This window comes from Citricoccus sp. NR2, from assembly GCF_027594385.1.
GTDB lineage: Bacteria > Actinomycetota > Actinomycetes > Actinomycetales > Micrococcaceae > CmP2.
In genome coordinates, this window is sequence record NZ_CP115154.1 from 2,154,608 (window position 1) to 2,177,897 (window position 23,290).

Sequence of the window (23,290 nt, forward strand, 5' to 3'; positions counted from 1 at the left end):
TCCGAGTGTTTCACTACCCGGCGTAATGCTCGGCGGTAAGCCGCATGCCCTCATCGATCGACACACGCGGCGTCCAGTCCAGGACCTCGCGGGTGCGGCGCTGATCAAACCAGTGCGCCGTCGAGAGTTGTTCGGCCAGGAACCGGGTGAGCGGGGGCTCGCCGTCGCCGGATTCGGCGGGTACCGCTTCCCAGATGCGTTCAATCACGGATCCTACGACGCGGGCCAGTCCCGCGGGCACGCGCAGAACGGGCTCGGGGGAGCCGCCGGCACGGGCCAGCCCTCGAATGAGCTCGCCGATGGGTCGCGGTTCACCATTGGTCACGACGAGTGCCTCGCCGTGATGGCGGTCCACCGCACGGGTGGCGGCGAGGACAGCATCGACGGCGTTCGCCACATACAGGGTATCCACCAACGCGGCACCGGAGCCGATGATCGGCATGCGGCCACTGCGGGAACGATCAATGATCCGCTCGGTGAGTTGGGTATCGCCCGGCCCCCACATCAGGTGCGGACGCAACACGAGAACACGGAAATCTTCGGCGTCTGCATCCAGCGCTAGCAACTCACCGGCGGCTTTGGTGCGGGCGTAGTGGCCGCGGGCATGCACCGGATCGGCCGGTTGAGCGCCGTCGCCGATGATGGAGGTACCAGAGTGTGCCACGGAGGGCGAGGAAATGTGGACGAACCGGGACACCCCCGCGTCACGGGCGGCGTTGAGCAGGAGCCGGGTGCCTTCCACATTGACGTGCTCAAATTCGTGGCCAGGACCGGAGACGGAGACCTTGGCGGCCAGGTGCACCACGGTGTCGACGCCGGTCAGTGCTTGGCGGACGGTGTCGTGATCGGTGACGGAGCCGCGGACCTCACGGGCGCCGTCGAGCTGGGCGGGGCGACGTTGCAGGGTGGTGACACCCGCGCCTTGAGCGAGTAGCGCACCGGCGACGCCGGAACCGAGCACACCCGAGGCGCCGGTGACCAGAACGTGGTTCGGAGAGGAGCTCATGGGGTGCTCACCTTTCCTCCACTGAGCACGGTGTCAGCCCAGCGCGACAGTCGGGTGCGGTCGATTTTGGAATTGTGGCGGATGTCCACCGGCACCTGGTTGGTGACGAGCACGGCGGCGATCGGGGTGTCGACTGTCTCGCGCACCTGGTCGCTCAGCCAGGTGGGGGCTAGCCCGGGTTTGACGGAGCGGTCGGTCGGTTCGATCACGGCGACCACTGCCTGGGTGCCGTGCGGGCCGACGCCGACGACGGCGCTGCGGGAGACCGCCTGGAGGGTGTCGATCTGGGCTTCGGGGCCGCCCGGGGCCAGGGGGCCGTGGGCGGTGGTGACCACATGCTGCAGGCGGCCTTCGATCCACAACCGGGATGATCCGTCGATGCGACCGATATCGGCGGTGCGGTGCCACTGGCGTTCGCCGTCGAAGTCGCGCTTGGAAAGATGGTCGGTATACCAGAGCCGATCGTAGCCAGCGGTCATGTGCGGGGCCGACACCACGATCTCGCCCAGGATTCCCTGGGACTCAGTACCCCGGCGTAACTGGGATGAGGCAGTGCCGTCAGCGTTGAGAGGCGCGATCGCGATCTCCACGCCCGGAACGGGGTGGCCCACGCACACCCCGTGTTGTTCGGTGGAGGCCTCGTGGTGTGCGGCGCGCAGGGTGTCTCGGTCGATGTCGGCCAGGAGCAGGGATTCCGTCATCCCGTAAGGGGAATGGAATTCCGCCTGGGGCATCAGCTCGAGTACCTGGTCCATAAGATCCGGCGCCACCGGGGCGCCAGCGGAGAGCATGAGTGAAATGGTGCCCAATTGCCGACGTTGATCTTCGCTCAGCTGCGGCGCGGTGGCAACGACGTTGCGCAGGGCTGCGGGGGACGCGAAGACCATGGTCGCGGATCCGGCGGCTGCAGCCTCGGCCACCGCGGTGGCGGTGAGGGTGGCGGGCTTGGTGACCGACATTTTCGGGGTGACGGAGGTGGCGCCGATCGCCGGTCCCAGCAACGCGAAAGGTGCGAACCCGGCGAGTAGGGACGACCCGGGGACCACGCCGAAATTATCACGTAGTAACTGGGTGAGAGCCGAGAGTCGATCGTGGGTGTATCGCACGCCTTTGGCCGGTCCGGTCGAGCCGGAGGTGAAGAGGATTGCTGCGGTCTGTGCTGGCTCGGGATCCGGATGATCCTTTGTCGGGTGGTAGACGTGGCCGTCGTAGGTGTCCGCGAGCCGGTAGAGGCTGTTCTCCACCTGCAGCGCGGCACGCAGGGGTGCGCCGAGAGTGGATACGGAGAGGCGACGGCCCGGCCACCGCTGGGCGCGGGCGAGGGTGAGGCCCGGTAGCTCGCCGATGATCCACTGGGGGCGGGCGGTACGCACAGCGCGCGTCATGCCCTGGATTCCCAGGCCCGCGTCGGCGACCACAGCGGTGGCACCCACGCGGAGCACGGCGTAGAGGGCGGCGGTGAGGTCACGTCCGGGCTGGACCAGCAGAGAGACCCGGTCCCCGGGCTTCACCCCGCTGCGGCGTAGACCCACGGCGATCGCGTTGACCACCCGGGACAGCGTGGCCCAAGAGACGCCGTCGGGGCGCGAATTCCGGGTGGCCGTCATGTCCACGAGGGCGGTCTCTGAGCTGTCTGATTTCTCTTCCAGGAACGACCACAGAGCGCGATAGGCTGGTCGGGGCGAGGCCGCGGCCACGGCGGAATCCAGCGGGCGACTTTGTTCGTCAACCACTGCGTTTGCCCAGGAAAAGATCGGGGTGCCGAGGTCTTGGTCTTCGGCGAGCAGATGCCCAGAGGTTTCGTACCGGTGCAGGTCAACCTGAGGGATCCGTTCCAGCAGGTCCTGCTGATAGCGGTCTAGGAACACCGGGTCCAGAGCGCCCCAGAGTAAAAGGGTCGGCAAGGACGAGGAGCTCAGGTTACGGGCGATATGGCGCAGCGGCTGGTACGAGTGATGCTTGGCATCTGCGGGGATGTCGGCGACGAAGCCGCCAATGCCTCCGCGTCGTTCCAGCCCCTGATAGGGCGCACGATAAGCGTGCTTGGTCTCGGAGGCGAGGCCCGGGTGACCCAGGCCGAGCGTGACATCGAGGAACGCGGTGGTGACAACGGTGGATCCGGCGAGCACCGGCCCGGCGAGGGCTGCCTGCAAGGGGGCAGGAATCGGCTCGTCAGCGTCGTGGTGCACCGCGGTGTTGAGAGAGATCGAACCACTCACCAGGTGTTGATGGTCGGCAGCCCAGCCCAGGGAGATGACGCCGCCCCAGTCGTGACCGAGGGTGAACAACGGGACGGGTGCGGTGGACCGCTGGGCGTCGACGTCGAGACCGAGGGCGCGGACGACGGCGTCGAGATCGCTGAGACGCTCAGCCAAGGTGCGATAGCTGCGTGGACGCCCCGGGGTGGGAGAGCTGGTGTGCTCGAGCCTCTCGGAGAAGCCCATATCAAGCTGGTCGGGGGCCACGAGGCGCCAGATTCGGGGTCGACGCTGACGTCGGCGCGGACTGTCTGTGGAAGCCGCCTCGACCCATTCCCTGGCCGTGGCGAGGCTAGTTGCGGCCACATGTCGCCACAGGTAGGACCAGGTGGGGTTGCCGTGTACGGCGAGGATGACGGCATCGGGCTTAACCCCTAGTCGCTCCAGCTCGGGGCCGGTGTCGAGGACGTGGAAGGTGTGGACGCCGTCGTGGGTGTCGGCCTCGACAAGGCGCGACCAGGCAGGATCCCACCCGGGTAGCTCGGTGTCCGGGGCGAATTCGTGGGGGAGACCGGCGGGCTGGGCGGGAATACGCATCAGTTGATCACCATTCGATTTCGAGCATGGCCACGTTCAATCCGGAGCCCACACCCATACAGAGGACGCGGTCGCCGGAGGACAGGGAATCAGTTTCGCGGGCGAGCGTGATGGGCAGTGCCGCCGGGCCGATATTGCCGAGCACCGGGAACGTGGTGGGAATCTTCTCACGGGCGATGCCGGCGGAGTCGATGATCGCATCGGTGTGCATCTGCGACACCTGGTGGGTGATGTAGCGGTCCATCGACGCCCAATCCCACTCCTCTGGCGCGTCGTTCCAGGCGTCCATCACCAACTGGAGCCCGTTGGTGAGGAGCCCCGCGGAGTCGGTGTACATACCGTTGTGATCACCGGCGCACAGGTGATGGTGCTCGGTGCCGGCCCGGGTGACGCCGCGCAGAATGCGGTGGCCCTCGGGGTGAGCTTCAGCCCGGCCGATGACCGCGGCAGCGGCCCCGGATCCCAAGGTCAGAGAGGCGAACTGCTGGAGGAAATTATCACGGGTGACGGAGTTGGCGTGCAGGTTTTTGATGGTGGCGTCGTGCACGGCGTTGGCGTCTTCGCCGGCGACCACCAGTGCGTAGTCGATGTGTCCGGCGTCAACCATAGTGGAGGCCAGGTCCATGCCGTTGACAAAGCCGAGGCAGGCGTTGGTGATGTCGAAGTTCATCGCCGAACTCGGCAGCCCCATCTGGTCATGGATCCGCACCGACACTGCCGGTTCCAGGGTGTCCCGGGTGACCGAGGTATTGATCAGCATGCCGACCTGGTCGGGGGTGATTCCCGCTTCTTTCAGGGCTTTGGTTCCTGCCTGGGCGGCGCCGTCGAGATAGTCACCGCGTTGTTTCCACATCCGCCGGGCTTTGACGCCGGCGACGCGTTGGAGCAGGCCGTGGGGCAAATGCAGGCGCTTGATCACTGAGTCGATGCGTTGATCGAGGTCCTCGGACGTCACTTCGATCGGCGCGCTCACCTCCACAACGGAAAGCAGGGCAGCATGATGATGGATCGTGGTGGCGTTTCCTGACACGTGGCGTCGACTCAATCAGTAGGGTGCTATGGCGTCGTGCCCGGCCGCTGTGGAGCGTATTGAGGTCACCATAGCGGACCCGGCACAAGTCTCAAGTGTATCGGCACGCTCCTGAACGTTGGGTAGGAACCAGTAACGGGCACGCTCTACGCGAAACTTCAGCCGATGAGGATCAGCAGGATTGGGCCGATCATGAGCATCGCGGAGACGACGAGGACCGTCCCCGTGAAGAGCCGCGGGGGGGCCGGGTGCGGATGCAGCAAGCGTTCCAGGCGGCTGGAGGAGTGCTTCGGGTCGTCGTTCTCGGTGTGGTCGGAGGTGGGCGTCGCTGAGGAGGTACCCGCACCAGCGCCCGCCACCACGGCGATGGCGCTCACGAGGTCGTGTTGGCGGTGTTTGCGCAGTGCGGCGTCGTCGGCCAGCATTTCGGTGAGTTCGGTGACTGCCTGCCGGGCGATCGCTGTGGTGGGCAGCCACGCGCAGGCCCGGCTCCAGGCTTCGAAAGCCAGGCGCAGCAGATCGTGGCGCTGGCGCAGGTGAGCCTGTTCATGGGCGACCACCGCATCGAGTTGAGCAGGTTCTAACTGCTCGATCAAGCCCCGGGAGATGACGGTGAGTGAATTGGTGATTCCGGGGAGGCAGTACGCCAACGGGTGGTCCAAGGGCAATACCCGCATCTGACCGGTGGTGGCATCGGTAGTGGTGCGAAAGGGGGCAGCCGCCGTGAGGAGCTGGACGGCCCGGCGGTGGCGGCTCCGTTCCTGCACCGTTTTTCGGGTCGCATCCAACAGGGTGAGGATGAGGTGGACTCCCAGGGCGAGTCCGAGAGTGACCCCGACAATGCGGTCGGAGGTGAATTCCTCGACGTCGACAATGGCGCTCAGCCCACCATGGCTGCCGAGATGGATGAGTTCGCTCAAGGCGCTGATCAGTCCGGTGCCGAAGGGTGCGAGCCCCCATATCAGCGGGGCGCCGATCATGGTGATGCCACCGGCCAGGCCCACGGCCTGCCAGAGGATCATCGCGGTGGCTGGAGCGCGTCGCACCCAGGACGCCCGTGACAGGGCCACCGGTACGGGCCAGGCCAGAGCGATGGCCGCGACCAGGAGCAAATAAGGCGTCATCAGGGTGCGCGGACTAGGCGGGCGCGCTCGAATTCAGGGCGCGGCGCAGTGCGGCAGCCTCTTCGGGGCCGATGGTTCCGACGAATCGAGCCAATACGGCCTCACGGTCGGGGACGGCACCGAGTACTTCGTTGAGGAGTTCGACGGTGTGTTCTTCACGCGAGTTGGCGGCCCTGAAGCGGTGAGGACGCTTCCCGGATTCGCGCAGCACGAATCCTTTCTTCGTCAGTCGGGTCAGGACCGTGAGCACCGTGGTGACGGCCGGCTCCGGGGCGTGCGGGGAGCGCTCGATGAGCTGATCGCGCAATTCATTGGCGGTCAGTGGCTCGGTGCGGTCCCAGAGCAGGTCCATGACCTGCTGTTCAAGCTGTCCGAGGGACATGGTGCTCCTGGTGTGTTCGTGGTGTTTGACGATCGACGACGGGTGCCCTCAGTATGAATTCTACAACGTGTAGAAAAAGGCGTACACTGGTGGCGAAACGGCCGCTGGATCGTAGCTGGTCTTCCCACAACTCTAGCTTCTATCCGCCTGTGCGTCGTTGGGCTCTGCGTCACAGAGGCCACATCAACACGAAACGCCTCACACGCGTCTTGTGGCAAGGAGGGAAAGGAATCCGATGGATCCTCTGGAGCTTGCCCGGTGGCAGTTCGGAATCACCACCGTTTACCACTTTCTGATGGTTCCGCTGACGATCGGTCTCGGGGTGGTGCTGGCCAGCATGCAGACCATGTGGCACATCACCGGACACGAGCAGTACCTGCGCATGACCAAGTTTTTCGGGAAGCTGTTCCTGATCAACTTCATCATGGGTGTGGCCACCGGCCTGGTCCAGGAATTCCAGTTCGGAATGGCCTGGAGTGAATATTCCCGTTTCGTCGGTGACGTCTTTGGCGCACCGCTGGCCATGGAGGCGCTAATCGCCTTCTTCATGGAGTCGGTGTTCCTCGGCATCTGGATCTTCGGTTGGGGACGGGTGCGCCCCTGGATCCACTTAGCTTCGCTGTGGGCTGCCGCTATTGGCTCCATGTTCTCGGCGTACTTCATTCTGGCCGCCAACGCGTGGATGCAACATCCCGTGGGCGTGGAGATGGTGGACGGACGGCCCGTGCTCACCGACATTTGGGCGGTGCTGACCAACAACACGCTGCTCGTGCACTTCCCACACACCGTGTTTGGTGCCCTGGCCGTGGCCGGTGGGTTCCTCTTCGGTGTGGCCTGGTACCACCTCTACCGACGTCGTGTGCAGGGCATCGACTCCGTGGACGCGGACGGAAAGGTCATGGTCGGCACCACGGGATCCAAGGCCAGCGACGAAACCGACTACCGCGTGTGGCGCACTTCGTTCCGTTGGGGAGGCTGGATTGCCTTGGTGGCGTTCCTCGGTACGGCGTTTTCCGGTCACGCTCAGGCACAGCTGATGATCGAACAGCAGCCGCTGAAGATGGCTGCGGCCGAAGCAGCGTGTCACGACGGCACGGCGTTCTCCGTGTTTTCTTTCGCCGATTTGCGCAACACCGATGGGGCGACTACCTGTGACGACATCGTGGGCGTTTTCGAGATTCCGGGACTGCTCTCGTTCCTTGCCTATGAGGACTTCACCACCCCGGTGGACGGCGTCAACACGCTCATCCCCGAGTATCAGGAGAAGTACGGCACGCATCTTCCCGACGACCCCATGTACGGGGACCGAGCTGGGAGCGAGATCGACTACCTGCCGGTGATGGAAGTGACGTACTGGGGCTTCCGACTGATGATCACCTTCGGTGGCATGGCTGCCCTGGCTGCTGCCATCGGATTGTGGCTGGGTCGCAAGGGCACCGTGCCAACCAATAAGTGGCTGATGCGCCTGGCCCTGGTACAGATCACCTTCTCGTTCTTCGCTAACTCCGCGGGCTGGATCTTTACCGAAATGGGGCGCCAGCCGTTCGTCGTCGCGCCCAATCCCGACCCTACGGGGATCGACCAAGTCTGGATGTATACCGCCGCGGCTGTATCTCCGGGCGTCTCCGGGGGAGAAATCCTCTTCTCTCTGATCGCATTGACCCTGATCTACGCGGTGCTGCTGGTGGTCGAGCTCTGGCTGCTGGCTCGCTACATTCGCGGCGGAGTGCCCGCCGGGATGCCCGAACTATTAGCTGATGAAGACAATGACGACGAGGAGCGCCATGACAAAGACGTTCTCGCGTTTGCCTACTGACCACCCCGATATCACCACCGAATCTCTGAAGGGCTGATGACGATGGAATTTCTTCCGACAGTCTGGTTCATCCTTATCGCGGTGCTCTGGACCGGGTACCTGGTGCTAGAGGGCTTCGACCTCGGCGTGGGCATGCTCATGAAGGTGTGGGCCCGCAACGAATCCCAACGCCGCGTGCTTCTCAACACCATTGGACCGGTATGGGAAGGAAACGAAGTATGGCTGATCACCGCGGCCGGTGCCATGTTTGCGGCCTTTCCGCTCTGGTACGCAGCGATCTTCTCCGCCCTCTACATTCCCTTGACGCTGACCCTGTTGGCGTTGATCGTGCGAGCGGTGGCCATTCATTACCGCAGTAAGTCTGAGACCGTGTTCACCCGCACCATCTGGGATTGGTGTCTCTTTGGCGGCTCCGCGGTGTCGGCCTTCTTTATTGGTGCGTTGCTGGGGCTTACCACCACGGGGCTTCCCCTCAACGCCAACGGCGATCGAGTGGGCGGGGCCTTCGCCTGGCTGACCCCCTATGCGGTACTGGGTGGGCTCGCTGTGCTGGGTATTTCCTTGGCCATGGGCTGGGCTTGGCTTGGCCTCAAGACGCTGGGCGCCCCACGCGAAGCCGCCGGCTGGCATCTGAGCCGCTTCGGGATCCTGTACTTGCTGCCCCTCCTGGCCTGGTCGCTCCTTGTGGTGCTCAATGCCGGCCGGGTCTGGACCTGGTGCGCGCTGGTGGTGGCCGTCCTGGCGGCGCTGCTCGCCTGGGCCTGGGCGCTACGTCAACGCGAAGGCTGGTCGTTCGTGGCCATGGCTGTCACGGTTACGGCCGGGGTAACCGCGATCTTCGGAAGCCTTTACCCGGTGGTGTTGCCCTCGACACTGGACGACGCGTTCCACCTCACCATCGAAACCGCCTCATCCAGTGGCTACACGCTGACGGTGATGGCCTGGGTGGCAGCGGTGTTCATTCCGCTGGTGCTCGCCTACACGGCGTACAGTTACTGGATCTTCCGTCAGCGCCTGAGCGAACAGCACATTCCCGAACACCATGTGGTGACCCCGGTGTGAGGCCGGAACTACCGGAATCCAAGGTAGGCCGCTGGGCTTTGATTTGGCTGACCGCGCTCGCAGTAGTGAAATCGGCGGGCTGGATCATGCTGGCCACCGCCGCGGCCACAGTGCTGAGCCAGCTGGCCGATGCGCTGACGGCTCCCGACGCATCGCGGTTACTGCATTTGCTCTTCAACCCGCTGCCGGCCACCGAAGAACAACGCTCGGAATTGGGCGCGCTGGCTGAGTCGGGCGGCTTCTTGCGCAGTCTGCAGCTCGGGCTGGGTGGGGTGCTCGTACGCGGGGTTGCCCTATGGGGCCAACAGGTCATGTCGCGTCGCGCCGCACTGGGGGAGAAGGAGCGGTTGCGCCTTCAGCTGGTGCGTCGGCACCTCGACGAAGGGGGCTCAACGTCGGACTCTGCTGCAGAAGACGCCATGCTGGCCTCGCATGGGCTCGACGAGCTGGACCAGTACTATACGGATTTTCTGCCGGCTCTCGTTTCGGCCGTCGTGGTGCCAGCGGTGCTGGGCTTCTGGGTGCTTCTGCACGATCTAATCTCGGCGATCGTCGTCCTTTTGACTCTGCCGCTGATCCCACTGTTCATGATTCTCATTGGACGGCACACTGAGGAGCGCGTGGACGAGGCTGCAGAGGGGCTGGATCGACTCTCACACCACCTAGTGGAGCTAGCGAGGGGGCTGCCCGTGTTGGTGGGGCTACGCCGGGCAGGGGTGCAGCGCGCCTCGCTGACGACGGTGGCCGAAGAGTATCGGGCGACCACCATGAAGACCCTGCGTGCCGCCTTTATGTCGGGGTTCGCCCTTGAACTGATCTCCACCCTGTCGGTGGCTGTGGTGGCGGTGTTCATCGGCGTGCGGATGGTCGACGGAGATCTGGAGCTGGCGGTGGGTCTGCTCATTTTGATCATTGCCCCGGAGATCTACCTACCGTTCCGTGAGGTGGGTTCGGCCTATCACGCGGCCGAGGACGGGGTAGAGGCGCTGCGGCGCGCCCGCCAGCGACTATCTACACCGCGTTCAGAACGCCTCGCAGACGCCCTGGACGCAGAGTCTGAAACGACAGCATCGGGTACTGCCGATGCCCTCGTCGTGGACGAGCTACAGCTGAATTACCGCAGTCGACAGGCATCTGACGAACCCGGACGTCAAGCAGTCGTGGGCGGGGTATCGCTCACTGCACCTGCCGGGACTCTGACCGTGTTGGGGGGCGCCTCGGGGACGGGCAAGTCCACGTTGTTACGGGCCCTGGCCGGGGCGTTGCGTGACGACGAGATCGTCGTCTCGGGGACAATCTCTGGGCTGGCGGATCGGCGCATCGCGTGGCTGGATCAGCATCCACATTTCACCGAAGCCACCGTAGCCGAGGAAGTGCGCTTGGTGCTGGCCGCCGAACGCGGTCAGACACATCATGACACCGATGTCTCCGCCGATGAGGTACTCATCGAGGAGGTCCTGGCGACCTTGGGATTGGAAAGCCTGGGCGACCAGGCGTGTATGGATCTCAGTCCGGGGGAGGCACGGCGTTTAGGTATGGCCCGTGTCCTGGTGCGGGTGCGCAGTGACGAGAGTGCGCGACCGGCGTGGCTGGTGCTTCTCGATGAACCGACGGCCCACTTGGATCCGGACTCGGCCGCCCGCGTCCGTGCTGCCCTGCGCAGGCTGCGAGACCAGAATGCCATCGTGCTGGTCGCCTCGCACGATCCCCGCCTACACGCCGAGGCGGACGTGCTGGTGCAGGGTGACCTGGGTGGCGTGTTTGAGGTTGTCGATACCGTTGACGTTTTCGATGTCGCCGAGCCCGTCCCTGCCGTGTCCGTGACCGTGCCGGACGGCGATGCACAGCCAAACACGGAACATGCGGTGGCACTGTCAGGACCAGCCGCGCCGAACAACCAGCGAGTGGAGCCGCTGCAGCTACGCAAGATGTTCCGGGCGCTGCCCTGGGGCGAGAAAGGATTCCGCTCCGGGATTGCCTGGGCGGTGGCGGCGCTGTTGGCCGGTGCGTTGCTGTCTGCGCTATCGGGGTGGCTGATCGTACAGGCTTCTTATGAGCCGCCGGTGTTGTTCCTGCTCTCTGTGATTGTGGGCGTGCGCTTTTTCGGCATTGGCCGCGCTCTGTTCCGCTATCTCGAACGACTCAGCGTGCATCAGGCCGTGCTGCGGTGGGCGCACCGGGTGCGGCTGGCGGTCTGGGATGGACTGGGGTATCGGGTCGAGGGCTGGAATCGGCTGCGTCATGCTGGCGGCTCCCTCTCAGTGCTGGTGTCGGAGATCGATGAGCTCCGAGACGCGGTGCCACGCGTGGTGGTTCCCATCCCGGCAGCGGTGCTGGCCTGGGGGCTGAGCATCGTGGTGGTGGCGTATATGGCGCCGCCGGCGTGGTGGGCTGTGGCGCTGGCTGGGCTGTTCGGGCTGGTGCTGGTTCCATGGGCTGCCGCGCGACTGGACCGACGCGCCACAGCGGCCAGTGCGGCACACCGCAGCTGGTTGATGCAACGCACCTCTGTGTTGTTTGCCGCAGCAGCGGACATTCAGGGGACCGGTACCGGACAGGAACTTGTTTTCCGCTTCGGTGCGGAAGATCGAGCCGGAGCCGCCCGGTTGCAACGCAGCGCCTGGGTGGCGGGTCTCGGTCAATCGCTCAGCGCCACCGTGGCCGGGCTGACCGCGCTGGCGGTGCTCTGGATCTGTGTCAGCCAGGCGGTGGATGCTCCGTCCGCGGCATTGGCGGTGTTTATGGTGTTGGCGCTGGCCGAGCCCTTCGGACAAGTAGCCGCAGCCGCGCAGTCGGTGTCAGTGGTGCGGCGTCAGCTGGCGGTATTGGCACCGCTGATCACCAGGAACGGCGACGACCCGACGATCACCGGCATCGAAACTGCCCCTGACGGTGTGGTGGAAATGCGTCATCTCAGCGCAGATTACGGCCAGGGCCCCGTGCTCGTAGACCTCGGTCTGTCGGCACGCTTAGGTGACTTCGTGGTGGTGACTGGTCCCTCGGGATCCGGAAAATCGACCCTATTGGCGGTGCTGATGGGCTTTCTGCCACCCCACGCCGGGCACCTTCGTCTCGGTAGCACCAGCCACGATAACCAGCATGGGGCGGGGGTGGCCTGGTGTCCCCAGGACGCACACCTGTTTGATTCCACGCTGCGCTCAAACCTGCTGCTGGCCCGCGATCCGGAAGACCGCGCCACCGATGCCGAGATGGTTCAGACTCTGGAGCTGGTGGGGCTGGGTCCGTGGTTGGCGGCGACTCCCGAGGGACTGGACACTCGGGTGGGGCCGGGAGGCCATTTCCTCTCGGGAGGTCAGCGCCAGCGCCTAGCGGTGGCGCGGGCGCTGCTAAATCGCTCGCACACGGTCCTGTTGGACGAACCTACAGCGCACCTGGGTGCCGACGAAGCCGCCCAACTGGTGGATGATCTGCGCCGCGCGTTGCAGGGGCACACCGTGATCATGGTGACCCATGATGAGCGCTTCGCAGAACGTGGCACCCAGCACTTGGAGCTCGGCCGCAGAGACAGTCACACGTCCGTGTAGCCGTCGCCGCTCGGGACTCAGCCGTCGAGCAGTGAGCCCTGGACGGGACCGTTGTCGTCATGCACCGGTGCTGATGATGCCGGTTCGATGCTCTCATCAGCGTCCGCGGCCGCCCGTGTAGCCGCGGACGTGGGGCTTGCGCCCAGCCCCACGACGTCGATGCCGTTGTCCAGCGGGATGCCCGAGCCGTCGCGACGGCCGAACTCCAGCGGGAGCGTGCGGGCTACGCCCTTCTCGGAGGCGGCCAATGCCGGACTCGGACCAGCCCAGGCGGTGCGCAGCCCGGATTCGCCCTTCAGCAATCGGTGCGCCCGGACACCACCGGTAGCGCGACCCTTGGCAGGATACTCGGCAAGCGGAGTCACCTTTGCGGAACCGGCAGAACTGATCAGGTCTTCCTCGCCCGCCGTGACAGTCACCACCACAGCCAATGCTGTGGCGTCCAGATCGTCGGTGACTGTGTGGTCGGGAGCCACCGAGAAGGACAGCACCTGGTCGTCGGCGCCGAGCTTGATCCCGGCCACCCCGCCGCCGGTGCGCCCCTGAGGCCGCACCGCGGAGGCCGAGAATCGCAACAACTGAGCGCCCGTGGTGATGAACACCAGCTGGGAGTCGTCATCGGCCGCGGCCGCGCCCACCACCTCGTCCTTGCCCTTAAGAGCGATGGCGTCGAATTCATCCGCATTCAGGGGCCAGTCCGGGCGGACACGCTTGACCACACCGGCGCGGGTGCCGAGTGCGAGCACGGTATTCAGGGGTACGAGGGCCACCAGTGTCTCGCCGCGCTGCAGCGTGACGAAGTCCTTGACCGCCACTCCGGAGGCCAGATTCGGGGATTCGGTGGGTTCGGCCAGGCTGGGCACGTCCACCACATTGATCCGCTGGATCCGTCCCGAGGACATCAGCGCGCCCACTTCACCACGTGCGGTGGTGGCGACGACGGACCGGTAGGCATCGTGGCGTTGACGCCGCCCGTGGCCGGTCAGGGGAGTCCGATCGCGCGTGCGCACCAGTTGGCCGGAGGTCGACAGCAGCACCCAGCACGGATCATCGGCCACCATCATGGTGTCCTGGCCGGCAGCTTTGGCTTTCGCCGTTGCAGCCGGGGTGGGCAGCGGTGCCAGGTTTTCCGACTCGAGCAACTGGGTCCGCCGGTCGTCACCGTGCAGCTCAGCCACCTCGGCGAGCTCATCGGAGACCGTCGTGCGCAGCAGCTCATCCGAAGCAAGAATGGCTTCTAGCTCGGCAATGGCGCGCTTGAGTTCGTCTTGCTCTGCTTCCAGCTCGATCCGAGAGAACCGGGTGAGCTGACGCAGCCGCAGCTCAAGAATGTGATTCGCCTGAATCTCGGTCAGGTCGAACACCATCATTAATCGCTGGCGTGCCGCAGCAGTGTCGTCCGAGGACCGGATGATCTCGATGACCTCGTCGATGTCCACCAGAGCCAGCAACAGGCCCTCGACCAGGTGTAGTCGATCCTGCTTCTTTTTCAGCCGAAACGCCGTGCGGCGGCGCACCACCGAGATTCGGTGCTCGACGTAGACCTCGAGTAACTCGCGTAACCCCAGGGTGCGCGGCTGCCCCTCCACGAGGGCCACGTTATTAATGCCGAAGGACTCCTCCAGCGGAGTGAACTTGTAGAGCTGGGCCAGCACGGCCTGCGGATTGAAGCCGGACTTCAGCTCGATAACCATCTTCAGACCGTTTTTGCGGTCCGTGAGGTCCAGCACGTCGGCAATGCCGGAGACCTTCTTGGCATTCACGGCGTCCTTGAGCTTCTCGATCACCTTCTCCGGGCCCACCCCATAGGGCAAGGCAGTGACCACCAGGCCGGTCTTGCGCGGGGAGACCTGCTCGACGGAGACGTTGGCTCTCATCTTGAAGGAGCCTCGTCCGGTGGCGTACGCGTCACGGATGCCCTGCATCCCCACGATGCGCCCGCCCGAGGGCAGATCCGGGCCCGGAACATGTTCCATCAGGTCGTCCAGGGTGGCATCCGGGTGGGCAATCAGGTGCCGGGCCGCGTTGATGGTCTCGCGCAGATTGTGCGGGGCCATATTGGTGGCCATACCGACGGCGATACCGGAGGCGCCGTTCACCAACAACTGAGGGAAAGCCGCGGGCAGTACTTCAGGCTGAGTGAACTTGTTGTCGTAGTTGGGGATGAAATCGACGACGTCTTCATCCAGGTCCGCCGTCATCGCGATCGCGGCGGGAGCCATGCGTGCCTCGGTATACCGTGGGGCGGCCGGTCCGTCGTCGAGAGAGCCGAAGTTGCCGTGGCCGTCCACCAGCGGCAGCCGCAACGAGAACGGCTGAGCCAGACGCACCATTGCGTCGTAAATCGCCGAGTCGCCGTGCGGGTGCAACTTACCCATCACCTCGCCCACCACGCGGGCGGACTTCACATGACCCTTGTCCGGGCGCAGGCCCATCTGCGCCATCATGTAGAGAATGCGGCGCTGTACCGGCTTGAGCCCATCGCGGGCGTCCGGCAGCGCGCGGGAGTAGATCACCGAGTAGGCGTACTCCAGGAAAGAGGTCTCCATCTCCGAGGAGACGTCGACGTCGAGAATGTTCTGCTCGTCCAGCGGCACCATCTCCGGTGCTGCCGCGGAGGAAGCCTGTGAGCGGTTCTTCGACGTGCGTGCCATGATCCTCTTCGGTGTTTGCTATCTCTGGGGCTGATGAGCGTTTAGGCTGATCATATGGCTGAGCAGACTCAAAACCGTGAATATCCGGCGCATTGGGAAGCCGATGTCGTCCTGCGCGATGGTGCCACCGCGCGCCTGCGGCCCATAACCCCGGATGACGCCGAGGCGGTGCAGCGCATGCATGCCGGACAATCACAGAGCTCGATCTACCTGCGTTACTTTACCTACAAGTCCTCGCTGACGGCGAAGGAACTGCAGCGATTCACCGTCGTGGACTATGTGGATCGGGTGGCACTGGTGATCTTGCGCGGCGCTGAAATTCTGGGTATCGGCCGCTATGACCGCCTCGATGATCCGCTGGAAGCCGAGGTCGCATTCAATATTGCCGACGCACATCAGGGCCGCGGCATCGGGTCGATCCTGATGGAACACCTGGCGGCGGCCGCCCGGGAGAATGGGATCCGTCGCTTCTCGGCCGAGGTGCTGCCCGAAAACCGCAAGATGCTCTCCGTGTTCCAAGAATCCGGATTCGAAGTGTCGCGAAAATTCGACGACGGCGTCGTGGTGGTCGAATTCTCCATCCATCCCACGGATAAGGTGCGCGCCGTGATGGAATCCCGCGAGCACCGTGCCGAGGCCAAATCGGTTCGCGAGCTGCTGAACCCCCGCTCCATTGCCGTCATTGGTGCCTCTCGCAGCTGGGGGTCCGTGGGGTACGCGCTGCTGGAGAACATCATCGAGGGTGGATTCACCGGCTCCGTCTACGGGATCAATCCCGAAGCGATGGAGCTAGCCGGGATGATTTCCCTCGGATCCCTGGAGGAAGTGCCCGAGCAGATCGATCTGGCCGTCATTGCGGTGCCGGTGGAACGCATGGAAGTTGTCATCGAGGATTGTGCGCGCAACAATGTGCGCGGGCTACTGGTGGTCACCGAAGTGTTCGACGGCTCCGAAGAATCTTTGGCGCTGCAAAGCCGGCTGGTGGGTTCTGCTCGCAGCCAGGGGATGCGCGTGATTGGTCCCGCCTCCGCCGGGGTGATCAATACCGACCCGGCCACTCGCCTCAACGCCTCAGTGGCACCGTTCATGCCCGCCCGCGGCCCCATCGGTGTTTTTTCTCAGTCGGCTGCCATCGGCGCCACCCTGTTCGCTGCGGCTCATCGCCGCGGGCTGGGACTCACCGCCATGATTTCCGCTGGACACCGCGCCGACGTGTCCGGCAACGACGCCATGCAGTACTTCGAGGACGACGCCTCCTCGGCGGCGGTGGGGGTGTACCTGGAGTCCTTCGGCAACCCGCGTAAATTCAGCCGCATCGTGCGCCGGCTCTCCCGTTCCAAGCCGGTGATCGTCTCCCGCTCCAACGCCATGGGACGCCGACTCCCTCCCGGGCACTCTACTCGCACCACCCAAGCCCCGCCCGCCACGGTGAACTCCATGTTGGACCAGGCCGGGGTGATTCAGGTGGACAACCACTCGGATCTGATGGACCTGCTGCAGGTGCTGGCCTGCCAACCGATTCCGGCTGGTGAGCGCATCGGCGTGTTGGGCAACGCGGAGGCGATGAACCGTCTCGTCATCGACGCCGCTCAGCGCCAGGGGATGAAAGTCACCCGGGTGGATCTGATCGACGCCCTCGACGCCGGACACACCGTCGACGAGGCCATTCGCTCCTTCACACGAGCCGTACGCGATGCCGTGGAATCACAGCAGATCGACGGGCTGGTCGTCGTGGTCCAGTCGGGGATGCATCAGCTGCCCGGCCAGACCGCGGATCTGGCCGAAGCCATCGCCGAAGCCAGCGAAGACTCGGCCGTGACGGTGGTGACGTCCTTCACCGCGGTGCTCGACGACGAGTTCCGTATTTCCGGGATCGCCGGCGCCGACCGCGGTGAGCGGGTACTCGACCGCACCGACCTGCCCGCTGCCCCCGAAGCCGACACAGAACCGGAGCCAGAAACAGACCCAGCCACCGCCGCCGTGCAGCTCCAAACCGGGGTGCCCGTCTTCGCTAATCCGAGCCAAGCCGCCACCATGCTTTCCAAGCTGGTGCGCTATCGGGCCTGGCGAGACGCCGAACACGGCACCGTGGTCGACCTCACCGACGTCGACCGAGAGCGGGCCGAGACCCTGGTCGCGGGCTGGGTCGCCGGGGTGCAAGGTACCGACCTGCTGCGCCTGAACCCCGCCCAAACCCAGGAGTTGTTGGACTGTTATGGCATCTCCGTTCTAGGGTCGCGCAGCTTCGACACCGACGACGAGGCCGTGGCCGCCGCCGACGAGCTCGGCTGGCCCGTGGCCATCAAAGCCGTGGATTCATTCCTGCGCCACCGCCTCGATTTGGGCGGGGTCCGGCTCAACATCCCGGACGAGGAATCGCTGCGTCACAACATCTGGCATATGCGCACCGTGCTGGCGCCCTATGGGGATCCCCAGTTGGAAATCCAGACCATGGCGCCGACCGGCCAAGGCTGCACCGTGACCGCCCTGGAAGACCCGCTGCTGGGCCCGGTGGTGTCCTTCGGTCTCTCTGGAGATGCCGTCGAGCTGCTGGACGACTGGGTACACATGGTGCCGCCGCTGACGGACCAGGATCTCGAAAACATGATCCGCACCCCGCGGGCCGCAGCCCGGCTCTTCGGTCACTCCGGCATGCCGGCGGTGGACGCCGAGGCGCTCAAGGACCTGCTGGCCCGCATAGTGGCACTCAAAGACGACCTGCCGCAGGTCGCGCGGATGCGGTTCAACCCGGTGCTGGCCTCGGAATCGACGGTGACTGTGCTGCAAGCCGAGATCGACGTCGCCAATGCCGCGCAGCGCACCGATTCCGCGCGCCGCGCCATGCGCGATTCCTGACCCCGGGGTGCCCGCTACCATGGTGAGCATGACTCGACACCCTGATGCGACGGCTCAACTCAGCGCTGCCCTGGAGCGCACCGGTTTCTACCCGCAGCTGGTGGCTAACGCGTTGCGCGAGGAACTGGACGGGCGCGCCGTCATCGAGCATCTGGTGCACGTGGACACCCATTTCGACTACGACGACGTGCACCGGCACATCACCGTGCTCGCGCTAACCGAGGACGTGCTCGCCGCCGTACATCTCTCGGATTTCCCCCTCGACGACGCCGGACACCGGATGCGCGCCCAGGTCGCCACCGAGCTGATCCCGCTGCGACGCCTGGACTCCGTGGTGCTCACCACCCAGCATGATGAGCCTCACCGGCACCGCCCGAATGATGCGGTCGCCGAGGTCACCCTGGCCGTGACCTGGGCCGGTGGCCAGCGCCTCGACCTGGCTCCGGCTGGCTGCGCGGACCCCGAGTGCACCGCCGACCACGGCTACACTGGCACCGCCTCGCGCGAAGACCTCACCCTGCGGGTCGCCGCCGAAGCGGAAGGCCAGGCCGCGGTCAACCAGGCGCTCACATTCTCCCGTGCCCTGCGGCGTGCCGCGGTGCAGTGGGCAGGTCGATGAGTCAGCCCGTCCCCGTCGGTCCTGCCTACCCGAGCCGGTCCCTTGCTGCCGTGCTACCCTCCATGGGGGCCAGCCTCGGTGCCGCTCTGCCCAACACTCTGCGCCTACCGAAAGTGAAGACCACCTGCCTGTTGATGATCGACGGGCTCGGTTCCGCCCTGCTGAAACGCTACGCCGGTCACGCCCCGTTCCTTTCCTCGGCCGCACGAGACACGCTGTCCTCCGCGTTTCCCACGACGACGGCCGCCTCCCTGGCTACCCTGGGCACCGGCCTGGCGCCCGGCCAACACGGGCTCATCGGTTACGACGTCCTCGACCCGGATCGCGGGGTGGTGGTGAACCAGCTCGGCGGCTGGGACCCCGGAACGGTTCCTGAGCTCTGGCAACCGCACCCCACCGTGTTTACGCGGCTAGCCGAACTCGGAATCGAACCGGTCACGGTGTCCCTGCCGAATTTCGCCGCCTCGGGGCTGACCCGCGCGGCACTGACGGGGAGCCGCTTTGTGCCCGCCAAATCATTGGCCGACCGCTTCTCCGCCGCTCGACGCGAAGCCCAAGACCCCGGACGGTTGATCTATCTTTACGTTAATGAGCTGGACAAGATCGGTCACGCTGCCGGTCCAGGCTCTGAAGCTTGGCTGGAGGTGCTCGAGGAACTGGACTCGGCGGCTCGTCGTCTGGCGGCGCAGTTACCCTCGGGCACGGGCCTGTTGGCCACCGGCGACCACGGGATGATTGACGTACCCGAGGCGCACCGCATCGACTACTCGTTGGAACCGCGGCTCATCGACGGGGTGCAGTTCACCGCCGGCGAGCCACGGTTTGTGCAGCTCCATTTCGCCGACGACGCCAGCGACGCCGTTCGCGAGTCCACCCGGCGGTCCTGGGGGAGGGCCTACGGTGACCGTGCCTGGGTGCTCACCCGGGCCGAAGCGGTGGACACGGGATGGTTCGGTGCGGTGGATCCGCGCGTGCTACCGCGGGTGGGAGAGCTGATCGTGGCACCGTTTGAGCCACTGGCGCTCTATGACGGGCGCCGTGTGCAACCGGGGGCGTTCGAGATGGTGGGCCACCACGGGGCACCCACGAAGGCAGAGCGCGAGGTGCCGCTACTGCGCCTGGCCTCGTGAACCGATGATGGTCTTGGGGTCAGTCGGACTTGGTGCCAAACATGATCTCATCCCAACTGGGCACGCTCGGACGGTTCTTACGGTTCTTCACCCGGGAGGACCGCTCAGACTTCAACGCCTGACCGGTCTCGTCTTCGGAAAGTCCCTCGAAAGCATCAGTCTGCCCCTCGATCTCTTCCGAGCTCACCTCGTATTGTTCCGTTTTCAGCGAGGTGTGAGAGTGCAGGCGCGGAATCCAAGTCGCGGAGTCCTGCTCTGTGTGTTGATCGCCCGCCTCCGTGCCAGCAACGTGCTCGTCTTCAGCCGTCACCGCGTCGTCAGTCTCAGCCTGGTCTGCGGCGCCCGAGGATTCGGAGGAATCACCGTTCTCAGCGGCGTCGTTCGGGGTCACGACCAGCTGCGGTCGCGTCCACGTGGAGGGGTGCTCCTCGCGGGTCAACATCAGTGCTAGTTCGTCGTCGCCCTCTTCATCCACGCCGAGTCGCTGACCGCGCCGGGCATGCAATACGTCGAGCAATTCTTCCTGCGCCTCAGGGTCGACGGCGGGACGGGGACCAGCAGGTTTCTCCGGCTCCCGGGCCGGGGCAGCATCGACGTCGAAGGGATGATCGTTGACCGCCGACAGTCGGCGGGTGCCGAAGGGGGAGTCCGATTCCAGTTCCGAGAGCACTTGTGCCCACCGGTTGAGATTGCCTACCTGCTTCGAGGCCGGGCGGAAGCTCCACAGCGCCGGGGGGTGATCGCCGATGTCGGCGCGGCCGCCCTCCGTGGAGAACTCGGCCGAGATCGTCCAGGAGGTTTCACCCTCTTCGCGCCAGGCGTTCCACTGCAAGGTGCTGGCATCAAAACCCAGCGCCGTGAGTCGGTGGCGGACCATCGGACCCAGTGCGGCGGGGTCGTCACCGAACACCGACCGGTAGAGATCATTGCCGGGCTGAGGGGAGGACACCTCAATACCTTGGGCCTGTGTGGCGATCCAGCCGCGCTCGGCGAGCACGGGCGCCTCGTACGTGCGCAACCGGGCCGGGTCGAGCCCATGGGAATCGGCCAGCTGCTCGGCCGTGGCACCGGCGCGGATCTTTGCCTGAATGTCCTTGGGTGACAGCACCGTGGCTGCATCATCTGCAGCTGCGGCAGACGGACGCCCAATGGGGCGGGTTGCCGCTGCGCGCAACGCGTCGGTGATCTCCAGGGTGAATTCGGTGCCCTGCGGGTCCGAGAGCAGAAGATGTTCGCCGTCCTCGTGCACCCCGACAAGACGTAGCTGCTGCTGGGGTGTGTCCATGCCGTGCCTCCGCTTTCCAATGGCTTTCAGGGTGAACTTTGCCATGATTCTATGTCAGGTGCATTGCTGTGCCGCGGTGCGTCGCCGATTAGCCGAGGATCCTCGTGAGAAAACCTCTGGAGATACTCTCGGTCTTTGTGTGACAGATCCTCGAAGGACCTGATTTGTGTTTTCCGAGCGGTTAGGGAAAAATCTCAGCGAAACATGCGGCGACGGAGCGCGGGACACGCTGATTCTTCACGCCGTCGAGCACTGGGAATTCCGGGGACTGACCCGTTGTTGCGAAGGTGCTCACCATTCACATGCTGACCGAGCGGAGCGGGAAAACAATGGCGACCGATTATGATGCCCCACGCAAGAACGAAGACGAGATCCGCGAGGACTCCATTGAGGAGTTGAAGACGCGCCGGACCGATACGCAGTCGGCCGTGGTGGATGAAGACGAGGCCGAAGCCGCCGAAGGGTTTGAGCTTCCCGGCGCGGACCTTTCCGACGAAGAACTGCAGGTGCGCGTGCTACCGGCCCAGGCTGACGAATTCACCTGCGCCTCCTGCTTCCTGGTGCGTCACCGTTCGCAGGTAGCGAAAGAAGAGGGCGGGCTGCTGTACTGCACCGACTGCGAAGGCTGAGCCTCCTCGGTCGCTCGTCCAAGATCAGAAGAAACGCTAGGGCGCTTCCTCAATGGTGAGGAAGCGCCCTAGCGTTGTTTTGCGGTATGAGGTGCTCAGTATTCGTGATGTTCGTTCAGCTCGCGGCGAATCCGGCCCTCAATGTCGTTCTCGTCCGGTTCGGCGTCGACGTCGGCGACCACATCGGCAAACATGGCACCGTTCAGGGCGGCTACCAGTTCCTCGGGACGCCGCGTCGAGGTCAACCAGTACGGGGTCCGGTCTCGACGGTCAGTGATCTGGATGCGCACCACCGGCGAAATCCAGCCCCGCAAGCAGAGGAAAGCCAGCCCATGCAGGCCCGGTCCGCGCTGGTAGGTGGCGTCGTCGCCGCGGTAACCGGTCACCGGCCCCAGATGCTCCCGCTCGATCCCGGCGCGGCCCACCTGCAAGGTAGTCTCGGTGACCACAATCTTCGGGGTGGTGGCGATGAGGATGATGGTGCACAGCAGGTACATTCCCACCGCGGCGCCGATACCCCAGGCCACGCCCACGGGTGCGAGCACCATGTAGCTGAGACCCGCGAACATCAGGGCCACGATCCACAGCCACCACGAAGGCCAAAGCCGCTCCACGAAGAGCTCGCCGGTGGGCTGCGAGGATGCAGGAGGAGTCGAATCTGTCATAACACTAGGTTCCCACATCGACGGTGTCCTACCGCGCATCGAGTCTCGATGGAAGCCGGAGGCGGCCAGCAGAGGCGATAGAGTGTCCACGGTTGACCGGAAAGCTTGGCAGTCAGTCGCCGAGACGAGAGTGGATGCAAGAGAGGCCCGAGATGGAAAAGGTGCACGTGGAGCTGAAGATGCTGGACGACGGAATCGAGCCGCCCAGCTATGCCCTGCCCGGTGATGCCGGTGCTGACCTGCGCACCACCGTTGACGTGGTCTTGGCACCGGGGGAGCGCGCCCTGGTGCCCACCGGTATTGCGATCGCCCTCCCGGAAGGTCTGGTCGGGCTGATTCATCCTCGTTCCGGGCTGGCCGTGCGTCACGGGCTGAGCTTGGTGAATTCTCCGGGCACTATTGACGCCGGATACCGGGGTGAAATCAAAGTGCCGCTGCTGAACACGGACCGCAACGAGGCCATTACCCTGCGCCGCGGCGATCGCATCGCCCAGCTGGTGATCCAGCCGGTGCTCCAAGCCTCCTTCACTCCGGTTGAGGAACTCTCGGAGTCGGTGCGCGGCGACGGCGGTTTCGGATCGACCGGCGGTTTCGTCACCAGCTAAAGCCTCGGCCAGGGAGTGCTCAACGCCCTGTATTAGGCTGGGCAACGACTATCGCGAGCGAATGCACCACAGAAACGGGAGAATCAC

The 23,290-nt window shown here is 65.0% G+C and carries 16 protein-coding genes; 8 read left to right on the forward strand and 8 right to left on the reverse strand.

Going from position 1 to position 23,290, the window contains the following annotated elements; genetic code table 11:
• Positions 1-13: 13 nt before the first annotated feature.
• The 5 genes from O1A05_RS10120 to O1A05_RS10140 all read right to left on the reverse strand — a co-directional run bounded on the left by O1A05_RS10120 (position 14) and on the right by O1A05_RS10140 (position 6,337).
• Positions 14-1,006: an NAD-dependent epimerase/dehydratase family protein gene (locus O1A05_RS10120; protein ID WP_270105092.1), complete on the reverse strand. Its 993-nt coding sequence runs from the start codon at positions 1,004-1,006 to the stop codon at positions 14-16.
• A complete protein-coding gene (locus O1A05_RS10125; RefSeq protein WP_270105093.1) occupies positions 1,003-3,801 on the reverse strand; it encodes an alpha/beta fold hydrolase in 2,799 nt (932 codons plus the stop codon). The genes O1A05_RS10120 and O1A05_RS10125 overlap by 4 nt, the downstream gene beginning before the upstream one ends.
• 7 nt (positions 3,802-3,808) lie before the next feature.
• Complete coding sequence (locus tag O1A05_RS10130; protein ID WP_270105094.1) at positions 3,809-4,831, reverse strand: 3-oxoacyl-ACP synthase III; 1,023 nt, start codon at positions 4,829-4,831, stop codon at positions 3,809-3,811.
• 158 nt (positions 4,832-4,989) lie between these two features.
• Entirely contained in the window at positions 4,990-5,955 is a 966-nt protein-coding gene (locus tag O1A05_RS10135; protein WP_270105095.1) for a M56 family metallopeptidase, read from the reverse strand.
• A 13-nt stretch (positions 5,956-5,968) separates the two neighbouring features.
• Positions 5,969-6,337, reverse strand: coding sequence for a BlaI/MecI/CopY family transcriptional regulator (locus O1A05_RS10140; RefSeq protein ID WP_270105096.1), 369 nt, complete (start codon positions 6,335-6,337; stop codon positions 5,969-5,971).
• A 235-nt stretch (positions 6,338-6,572) separates the two neighbouring features.
• Between O1A05_RS10140 and O1A05_RS10145 the strand changes: the two genes are divergently transcribed.
• From O1A05_RS10145 to cydC, 3 genes are read left to right on the forward strand one after another with little or no spacing between them, the layout of a single operon-like run.
• Positions 6,573-8,153, forward strand: coding sequence for a cytochrome ubiquinol oxidase subunit I (locus tag O1A05_RS10145; protein WP_270105097.1), 1,581 nt, complete (start codon positions 6,573-6,575; stop codon positions 8,151-8,153).
• A gap of 42 nt (positions 8,154-8,195) precedes the next feature.
• Positions 8,196-9,215: a cytochrome d ubiquinol oxidase subunit II gene (gene cydB / locus O1A05_RS10150; RefSeq protein ID WP_270107556.1), complete on the forward strand. Its 1,020-nt coding sequence runs from the start codon at positions 8,196-8,198 to the stop codon at positions 9,213-9,215.
• Entirely contained in the window at positions 9,212-12,760 is a 3,549-nt protein-coding gene (gene cydC, locus O1A05_RS10155; protein WP_270105098.1) for a thiol reductant ABC exporter subunit CydC, read from the forward strand. Before cydB ends, cydC begins: the two co-directional genes overlap by 4 nt.
• 17 nt (positions 12,761-12,777) lie before the next feature.
• On the opposite strand, the gene O1A05_RS10160 is transcribed toward cydC, so the two are convergent.
• Positions 12,778-15,414, reverse strand: coding sequence for a DNA gyrase/topoisomerase IV subunit A (locus O1A05_RS10160; RefSeq protein ID WP_442867627.1), 2,637 nt, complete (start codon positions 15,412-15,414; stop codon positions 12,778-12,780).
• A 54-nt stretch (positions 15,415-15,468) separates the two neighbouring features.
• On the opposite strand from O1A05_RS10160, the gene O1A05_RS10165 reads away from it, so the two are divergent.
• Genes O1A05_RS10165 through O1A05_RS10175 form a run of 3 tightly spaced genes read left to right on the forward strand, consistent with a single transcriptional unit; the run spans position 15,469 to position 20,019 of the window.
• The gene (locus O1A05_RS10165) at positions 15,469-18,270 is read left to right on the forward strand and encodes a bifunctional acetate--CoA ligase family protein/GNAT family N-acetyltransferase (protein ID WP_270105099.1); all 2,802 of its coding nucleotides are present in this window, start codon (positions 15,469-15,471) and stop codon (positions 18,268-18,270) included.
• A 28-nt stretch (positions 18,271-18,298) separates the two neighbouring features.
• Entirely contained in the window at positions 18,299-18,889 is a 591-nt protein-coding gene (locus tag O1A05_RS10170; protein WP_270105100.1) for a DUF5998 family protein, read from the forward strand.
• Positions 18,886-20,019 carry an alkaline phosphatase family protein gene (locus O1A05_RS10175; RefSeq protein WP_270105101.1) on the forward strand — a complete coding sequence of 378 codons (1,134 nt, stop codon included), beginning with the start codon at positions 18,886-18,888 and terminating at the stop codon, positions 20,017-20,019. Before O1A05_RS10170 ends, O1A05_RS10175 begins: the two co-directional genes overlap by 4 nt.
• 19 nt (positions 20,020-20,038) lie before the next feature.
• On the opposite strand, the gene sepH is transcribed toward O1A05_RS10175, so the two are convergent.
• Positions 20,039-21,304, reverse strand: coding sequence for a septation protein SepH (sepH, locus tag O1A05_RS10180; RefSeq protein WP_270105102.1), 1,266 nt, complete (start codon positions 21,302-21,304; stop codon positions 20,039-20,041).
• A gap of 329 nt (positions 21,305-21,633) precedes the next feature.
• Here sepH and O1A05_RS10185 point away from each other — a divergent pair, with 329 nt between their 5' ends.
• On the forward strand, positions 21,634-21,933 hold the full coding sequence (locus O1A05_RS10185; RefSeq protein ID WP_270107558.1) for a DUF4193 domain-containing protein: 300 nt from the start codon (positions 21,634-21,636) through the stop codon (positions 21,931-21,933).
• Positions 21,934-22,028: 95 nt separating this feature from the next.
• Here O1A05_RS10185 and O1A05_RS10190 read toward each other — a convergent pair whose 3' ends face one another.
• The gene (locus O1A05_RS10190; RefSeq protein WP_333481981.1) at positions 22,029-22,598 is read right to left on the reverse strand and encodes a DUF3093 domain-containing protein; all 570 of its coding nucleotides are present in this window, start codon (positions 22,596-22,598) and stop codon (positions 22,029-22,031) included.
• A gap of 152 nt (positions 22,599-22,750) precedes the next feature.
• Between O1A05_RS10190 and dut the strand changes: the two genes are divergently transcribed.
• The gene (gene dut, locus O1A05_RS10195; protein ID WP_270105103.1) at positions 22,751-23,203 is read left to right on the forward strand and encodes a dUTP diphosphatase; all 453 of its coding nucleotides are present in this window, start codon (positions 22,751-22,753) and stop codon (positions 23,201-23,203) included.
• Positions 23,204-23,290: the final 87 nt, after the last annotated feature.